This window comes from Roseovarius sp. TE539 (genome assembly GCF_003298505.1).
Classification (GTDB): Bacteria; Pseudomonadota; Alphaproteobacteria; order Rhodobacterales; family Rhodobacteraceae; genus Roseovarius.
This window is the reverse complement of the sequence record NZ_QNGB01000081.1, coordinates 1-591: the sequence shown is the minus strand read 5'-3', so window position 1 is coordinate 591 and position 591 is coordinate 1. Positions and strand designations below refer to the sequence as shown.

Below are 591 nucleotides of genomic sequence, written 5' to 3'. Positions count from 1 at the left end.
GCGCCGGGCGTGCGCCCAGCAATGGGCCACGCGGATCGGGTCGCCGCCCTTGCGGGAGGGGCGCGTGAGGCGATTGTAGCCAGTATACCCGTCCAGTTGGAGGATCCCGTCGAAGCCGTGCAGGAAGATTTCAGCATTCTTGCCACCTCGATCGGGCGCGTAGAAGAAGACCACGCCGGGCGGATCGGCACCGCCCCAGCTGCGGTCGTCACGCGCCAGAGCCCAGAGATGGCCGGTCTTGGTCCGGCCGCGTCCGGGATCGAGAACCGGCGCGGTCGTCTCATCCATGAACAGATTGGTGGACGCCTTCAGATGCTCGGCCAGCCGGTCGACCACGGGCCGTGGATGGAATGCGGCGACGCCGACCCAGTCGGCCAGAGTGCCGCGGTCTATGGTGACACCCGACCGGGCGAGCATCTGGCTCTGGCGGTATAACGGGAGGTGGTCTGCGTATTTGCTGACCATGACCTGCCCCATTTTTCAGGGCCACTCGCAAGTCGAGTCTGTTCCTCATTTGTTTGCCATCATTCGGCGGCGTGAGCAATGGGCGCAGGCGCGGAGCCATCAACTCGCTCAAGCGGCTGCGCCCAT

General features: G+C 65.5%; 1 pseudogene. It reads right to left on the bottom strand.

From position 1 onward, the window contains the following. A pseudogene (locus tag DQW77_RS17965) lies at positions 1 to 477 on the bottom strand (IS66 family transposase); the annotation flags it as partial. Positions 478 to 591: the final 114 nt, after the last annotated feature.